The sequence below is a fragment of the Zhongshania aliphaticivorans genome (assembly GCF_001586255.1).
GTDB classification, from domain to species: Bacteria; Pseudomonadota; Gammaproteobacteria; order Pseudomonadales; family Spongiibacteraceae; genus Spongiibacter; species Spongiibacter aliphaticivorans.
On sequence record NZ_CP014544.1, the window covers coordinates 3,119,987 to 3,127,500 of the forward strand.

At 49.5% G+C, this 7,514-nt stretch carries 4 protein-coding genes and 2 rRNA genes (1 of these 6 cut by a window edge); 2 read left to right on the forward strand and 4 right to left on the reverse strand.

Annotated elements, in window-relative coordinates; translation table 11 throughout:
• Window positions 1–16: 16 nt before the first annotated feature.
• Window positions 17–415, reverse strand: a complete 399-nt coding sequence (locus tag AZF00_RS13830) for a DUF8021 domain-containing protein (RefSeq protein ID WP_008248403.1) — start codon at window positions 413–415, stop codon at window positions 17–19.
• Window positions 416–465: 50 nt separating this feature from the next.
• Entirely contained in the window at window positions 466–1,071 is a 606-nt protein-coding gene (locus tag AZF00_RS13835; protein ID WP_008248402.1) for a TetR family transcriptional regulator, read from the reverse strand.
• Between the two features lie 363 nt (window positions 1,072–1,434).
• On the opposite strand from AZF00_RS13835, the gene AZF00_RS13840 reads away from it, so the two are divergent.
• Together AZF00_RS13840 and AZF00_RS13845 are read left to right on the forward strand one after the other, a co-directional pair.
• Window positions 1,435–2,766, forward strand: coding sequence for a choice-of-anchor Q domain-containing protein (locus tag AZF00_RS13840; RefSeq protein ID WP_008248401.1), 1,332 nt, complete (start codon window positions 1,435–1,437; stop codon window positions 2,764–2,766).
• Window positions 2,767–2,785: 19 nt separating this feature from the next.
• Window positions 2,786–4,117 carry a choice-of-anchor Q domain-containing protein gene (locus AZF00_RS13845; protein ID WP_008248400.1) on the forward strand — a complete coding sequence of 444 codons (1,332 nt, stop codon included), beginning with the start codon at window positions 2,786–2,788 and terminating at the stop codon, window positions 4,115–4,117.
• Between the two features lie 448 nt (window positions 4,118–4,565).
• Here the strand turns inward: AZF00_RS13845 and rrf are convergent.
• Window positions 4,566–4,681: ribosomal RNA gene (gene rrf, locus AZF00_RS13850) — 5S ribosomal RNA — on the reverse strand.
• 171 nt (window positions 4,682–4,852) lie between these two features.
• Window positions 4,853–7,514 (reverse strand): 23S ribosomal RNA (locus AZF00_RS13855); it runs 238 nt beyond the window's last position.

The window sequence follows — 7,514 nt, forward strand, 5'->3', positions numbered from 1 at the left end:
GGCAGTCCGTCAGTAGCTACAAGTTCTCACTCAACAATTTTATTTGATCCATAATAATCTGTTGAATCTCCCCAGCACACACATAAATTTCAATGCGGCTAATCAACTTATTCTCAATGGTGAACCGCGTGGCTATTTTCAGCGACTCGGGCAAACCAGCTATTCTTAAATCATAAAAACAATCGACCTCATCGCCCTCTACCAGCCAGCGTCTATTCTCAATCGCCTCATTGCCCTCATACGCGGGATCTTTTAACAACTCGCGCAATTGGGCCGCTCCGCTGCCTGTGGCATAACCCATCTCCCAGCGGGTACAGTTCTCAGCGAACAATACATTCTCTGGCTTATGCTGCAATAAACCCGCATCTAAATACGTTTCGACAATAGCAATTTGTTGCGCACGAAAATCACTCACTCTCTATCCTTATAATTATTTTAATCTGCTAATCGGATTCCCAAAACTCTTCAAGTACTGCGATTACGAGCAATAGCACCCGCAATTAAACACTCCACAAATATGACAGTTCGCTCAACAATTACGTCACTATTTTCTTTCTGCTCCAAATAATCGAGCGCCGCAAAAAGCGTGTGCTGCGCAATCAAACGCGTCAAAGTTAAGAGCATTTCATAGTCAGGTAACAATTTATCTAAGCCAAGCAAGCACAAATCTTCTGCACTATCGGCGGCAAATTCATCTAGCATTTTCTGCAATGCCTCACGAAGGCAAGGCAGACCGCCATGAATCTCCCTAGCACAAAAAATTACACCAAGCGGATGCTCTCGGACATAGTCAAAATAGCGTAGTGTCGACGCCCTAATCATATCTTTGGCATCTCTATTCGCACTTCGTCGGGCAAAGCGAAGGTCAACTCGCAATTGCTCAGACAGCGGTTCGACTAAAGCAACAGCAACTTCATCTATCGATTTAAAGTGGCGATATATTGCCGTGTGGTGCATGCCGGCTTCCCGCGCCAGCTCCCTCAAGCCGAGATTTGCAATCGACCGCTGCCTAGCGCCTAGACGTAACGCTGCTTTCAACAGTCGATCTCGGCCGCCACCCACTTTAGACACGGACGGATTCCCCTTCCCAACCCCTAGTTTCTTAGCTGTAGTTTCGATTTTACCACTCACATTCACGCCCGAAATTAAAAACAACTGAAATCGAGACTAGCGTAGATTGACACAAATGTCACCACGTGGTTACATTTAACTAAATCACCACATGGTGACACTGAGTATTAGTCGCGATGCCATTCTCGGACTCAATAATGACGAATGGTGAATTGCGTCATACCAACAACGTATTAAATAACTAGGGCGCCAACAAAGGAGTTCCACGACATATACCTAATAGAAAATAGAACGGTGCGGCCTGCTTTTGGGGGTCACTACGCTTAGAAATACAGTTAAAAATAAAAATATAAGGAGTGAATTATGCGTATAACGCGAAATGTCCTGACCAAGCGGAAGCTAGCAATTTTGGTTTCTATACTCAGCCTGACCGCTTGTGGTGGATCAGCCAGTAAAGCTGAATTGCCGGAAACAACAGCGAACATAACAAACCTACCTGAACACGCCCTCAGAGTTAACAGCCCAGATGACGAAGTCGATGAGACCCCCGGAGATCTAATATGTGCGACCGCGCAGGGCGCATGCACGCTACGCGCAGCAATCATGGAGGCGAATTCTAGTGTGCTGAATTCCGAAGGAAATCCCCACACCATAGTTATACCGGAAGGCACCTACGCGCTATCAATACCCAATACACTTTCTACAGGTGATTTAGGACTTGATGCCGCTATCGCTAGACCAATCATCGCAAGCGAAGCAACCGGGTCACTCAATATAACGGCGCCAATGACGATTCAAGGCGCAGGCGCAAGGGAAACAATAATTGACGCCCAACAACTAGATCGCGTATTCGAAATACATCGCGGCGCTGACACAGCATTCACCGATTTGACGATCACCGGCGGTTACGGCAACACCATGGGCGGCGGAATATACTCTCAGGCTCATTTAAAACTATCGCGGGTTTTGATTACAGAAAATCAATCCAGTGGCGGCGGCGGTATATTCGTTAACCCACTCGGCAGTCTAGAGCTAAACGACAGCACGGTTAGCCATAATATCGCTGAAGGTCAAGCTGGCGGCATACGCATAGATACCCGAGGAACAATCACAAACTCGACCATTAGCCACAATGAGGCACTGGGTTTAGCAGATCCACTCCCCGCCGGCACAGGCGTTCCGTTCGCTTTCTCGCAAGGCGGTGGTATCGACATTCGCGGTATCGGCACTACTATTCGGAATTCGACAATTGTATTTAACAGCTCCTCCCAAGGTGGCGCCGGAGTACATTTCGACACTGCATATATTGACGCCCTGCCGGATCCAGTGACCGGCGCAGCCGAGATTCCACACTTTGATTTAATTTTAGAAAATACAATTATCGCAAACAATATCGCCGAGGTTGAAAGCGCCGATTGCTTAACGACGGTTGGCCTTTCGCGCATATTGTCACAGGGCAACAATATAGACAGCGACGGCAGCTGTGGTTTGAATCAGGCGGGAGACCTACCGGGCGTTGAACCTTTTCTTGCACCATTAGCAAACAACGGCGGGCCAACCGACACACATCTACTATTACCGTCTAGCCCCGCAATAGATGCGGGAAAGATCGAAACCTGCACGACAGTTGATCAACGTGGGATAGCTCGCGGCCAAAATAATACCTGTGATATCGGCGCCGTCGAATCAGAGTGACAAGTTTCTGGAGTAAATTATGAATAGTTTTTGTAGCAGCGTTTTAAAATTCACTGTCCCACGCCTACTTATTGCAGCTGCACTGGTATTTCAAAGTGCTTGCGGCGGAGGCTCAAGTTCGCCCGGAAATAATCAAAACCCAAGTAATACGGCACAAGAAAGTCAGGATAACTCCCCACCGTTCAGCCCGGCATCACCAGGCACCTTTATCGTCGATTACGAGGGTGACGAACCAGATATATTACAAGGTGATGGCCTCTGTGAAACAGAGACCGGGGGTTGCAGCTTACGAGCAGCCGTTCAGGAATCTAATGCCACAATACTGCTGAGTACAAATCCATTCACCCACACTAACGTAATAATTATGCCTCCAGGCCACTATAAATTTATAGAGCCGCCACTTATACCAACCGTTGTAGCCGAGGGCACCTCCGATGCTGGAATGCTATCGATCCTTGGTTCCACCAACATTCGCGGCGCAGGCGCCCGAAAAACTATTTTAGATGGCAATGGAATTGACCGAGTATTCGGTGTTGGGCCAAACGCAATTTTATCTATTTCCGACCTAACCATAACCGGAGGATCCGCCAGCGGAATCTTCAATCAAGGCCAATTAACCGTTACGCGATGCACTATTAGCGGCAACACTAGCGGCTATGGCGGCGGCATTTTCAATACGCCAAGTAGCTCCGCGATTATAGATTCAAGTACCATCAGTGATAACACCGCTGAAAGCGAAGGCGGTGGGATTCGCTTTGATGCTGCGGGTCTGGTCATCAACTCGACAATTAGCAACAATCGCATACTAGAAGATTGCTGTTCAGACAGTACCTATGACGGCGGCACACAAGGTGAAGGCGGCGGAATAGATGCACGCGGCGGCGGCCCAGTCACCATCATCAACTCCACTATAGTCAACAATCACGCGGTCATTGGCGGTGGCGGACTCAATATCGCGACGTCCTATCAAGGTGATCCTGGCGGGGTATTTCAGGAAATTAGCAGTGAAGTTTTCGGACGCCCGGTCGAATTAATTAACACAATAATTGCTGGCAACACCTCCACACGAGGTCCTGCAAACTGTAAAAATACTATCTCGGCTATCCACTCACTCGGCGGCAATATATCCGATGACGACAGCTGTAACCTAAATTTTACAAATGACCAGAATTCTACCAACCCAGAGTTAGATAAACTCGCTGACAATGGCGGCCCTACCGACACCCACGCCCCCTTCGCAACCAGTCCCGCACTTGAAAATGGCCTAATGGACCGATGCCCCGCTCAAGATCAACGTGGCGCTCAGAGAGAAAACGTATGTGATAGTGGCGCAATGCAAGACGAGACGTAACTCAACAACTATTTGCGATGACAAGAAAGCTTAAGCATACGCCCCTTGGCAGGTGGGAACGCTAAAAAAACAAAAGCCCCAGCAGGAAATCTTGCTGGGGCTTTTTTGTGGGTATTGCGTAAGGCTGGGAACCGGAGACTTGGTGTTGATTTTATCTTTTGCGTCTTGCGTCTCCCGTCTAGCTGCCGCGGGTACTGCGGGTTTTAAAAAGGACTAAAAAACCAGCGTTGCAGCACTTAATAAAGTTTGGCGCGTAGTGATGACCTACTTTGTGTTGCGAGCAGTGCTCGCAATCCCTTTGGGACGCTTCCGCTTCGCTACATGCACCTCCGCTGTACCTGCGGTACAGGCTGCGTCGCATGAGCCCGGTATTTAGTGAGAGACGCTCCTCGCATCCTAAATAAAAAACCCCGTCCAGCATAAGCTGAACGGGGTGTTTTATTTAGAAGCCTGGCGATGACCTACTCTCGCATGGGGAAACCCCAAACTACCATCGGCGATGACACGTTTCACTTCTGAGTTCGGGATGGGATCAGGTGGTACCATGTCTCTATGGTCGCCAGGCAAACTGGCTTGGTTAAATGAGGTGTCTTACGTACTTTCGTACTGCGTCATTCAATCCAAATAAGGTGGTAAATAAGCTGATATAAACAAGTTTTCTCATGTGTGTAGCTCTCACTACACGCAACAATCCGCTGCAGTTTCTTCATTGTGACAACAAGACCACTTAATTATATGGTCAAGCCTCACGAGCAATTAGTACAGGTTAGCTCAATGCCTCGCAGCACTTACACACCCTGCCTATCAACGTCCTGGTCTTGAACGGCTCTTTAGGGGGCTCAAGGCCCCAGGGAGATCTAATCTTGGAAGAGGCTTCGCGCTTAGATGCTTTCAGCGCTTATCCCGTCCGAACGTAGCTACCGGGCAATGCATCTGGCGATACAACCCGAACACCAGAGGTTCGTCCACTTCGGTCCTCTCGTACTAGAAGCAGCTTTCCTCAAATCTCCAACGCCCACGGCAGATAGGGACCGAACTGTCTCACGACGTTCTGAACCCAGCTCGCGTACCACTTTAAATGGCGAACAGCCATACCCTTGGGACCGGCTTCAGCCCCAGGATGTGATGAGCCGACATCGAGGTGCCAAACACCGCCGTCGATGTGAACTCTTGGGCGGTATCAGCCTGTTATCCCCGGAGTACCTTTTATCCGTTGAGCGATGGCCCTTCCATACAGAACCACCGGATCACTATGACCTACTTTCGTACCTGCTCGACTTGTCAGTCTCGCAGTCAAGCGCGCTTATGCCATTACACTAACCGCATGATTTCCGACCATGCTTAGCGCACCTTCGTGCTCCTCCGTTACTCTTTGGGAGGAGACCGCCCCAGTCAAACTACCCACCACACAATGTCCTCGAACCAGATAATGGTCCAGAGTTAGAACCCCAACAGTACCAGGCTGGTATTTCAAGATTGGCTCCACCTAAGCTAGCGCCTAAGTTTCAAAGCCTCCCAGCTATCCTACACAAGTAATATCAGAGTCCACTGTGAAGCTATAGTAAAGGTTCACGGGGTCTTTCCGTCTAGCCGCGGGTATACGGCATCTTAACCGCAAATTCAATTTCACTGAGTCTCGGGTGGAGACAGCGTGGCCATCATTACGCCATTCGTGCAGGTCGGAACTTACCCGACAAGGAATTTCGCTACCTTAGGACCGTTATAGTTACGGCCGCCGTTTACCGGGGCTTCGATCAAGAGCTTCGCTTGCGCTAACCCCATCAATTAACCTTCCGGCACCGGGCAGGCGTCACACCGTATACGTCCACTTTCGTGTTTGCACAGTGCTATGTTTTTGATAAACAGTTGCAGCCACCTGGTCACTTCGACTCCCCTCAGCTTACGGAGCAAGTCCGATCACCAAAGGGAGCGTACCTTCTCCCGAAGTTACGGTACCATTTTGCCTAGTTCCTTCACCCGAGTTCTCTCAAGCGCCTTGGTATTCTCTACCTGACCACCTGTGTCGGTTTGGGGTACGGTTTGTTATAACCTGAAGCTTAGAAGCTTTTCTTGGAAGCATGGCATCAACGACTTCGTCCAAAAGAGGACTCGTATTCGCTTCTCAGCCTTAGGGAACCGGATTTGCCTAATCCCCCAGCCTACGAGCTTAAACGCGGACAACCATCGCCGCGATCGCCTAGCCTACTCCGTCCCTCCATCGCAGTTATAACAAGTACGGGAATATTAACCCGTTTTCCATCGACTACGCATTTCTGCCTCGCCTTAGGGGCCGACTAACCCTGTCCTGATTAACATGGGACAGGAAACCTTGGTCTTCCGGCGGGGGAGTTTTTCACTCCCCTTGTCGTTACTCATGTCAGCATTCGCACTTCTGATACCTCCAGCAAACCTCTCGATTCACCTTCGCAGGCTTACAGAACGCTCCTCTACCATGCGTGCAAGCACGCATCCGCAGCTTCGGTTACACATTTAGCCCCGTTATATCTTCCGCGCAGGCCGACTCGACTAGTGAGCTATTACGCTTTCTTTAAAGGGTGGCTGCTTCTAAGCCAACCTCCTAGCTGTCTAAGCCTTCCCACATCGTTTCCCACTTAATGTGTATTAGGGACCTTAGCTGGCGGTCTGGGTTGTTTCCCTCTTGACAACGGACGTTAGCACCCGCTGTCTGTCTGCCGTGATTGAACTCCTAGGTATTCGGAGTTTGCATGGGGTTGGTAAGTCGGGATGACCCCCTAGCCCAAACAGTGCTCTACCCCCTAGGGTTAGACACGACGCTCTACCTAAATAGATTTCGAGGAGAACCAGCTATCTCCGAGCTTGATTAGCCTTTCACTCCGATCCACAACTCATCCCCAAATTTTTCAACATTTGTGGGTTCGGTCCTCCAATGCCTGTTACGGCATCTTCAACCTGGCCATGGATAGATCGCCCGGTTTCGGGTCTAATGCCAGCAACTAATTCGCCCTATTAAGACTCGGTTTCCCTACGGCTCCCCTATACGGTTAACCTTGCTACTGACATTAAGTCGCTGACCCATTATACAAAAGGTACGCAGTCACAGAACAAGTCTGCTCCTACTGCTTGTACGCATACGGTTTCAGGATCTATTTCACTCCCCTCACAGGGGTTCTTTTCGCCTTTCCCTCACGGTACTGGTTCACTATCGGTCAATTGGTAGTATTTAGCCTTGGAGGATGGTCCCCCCATCTTCAGTCAAGATAACACGTGTCCCGACCTACTTATCGCAAGCTTAGTACCACAGATGTGTTTTCGTGTACGGGGCTATCACCCTGTATCGCCAGACTTTCCAGACTGTTCCACTAACACTTCTGCTATCACTTGCAGGCTGTTCCCCTTTCGCTCGCCGCTACTAAGA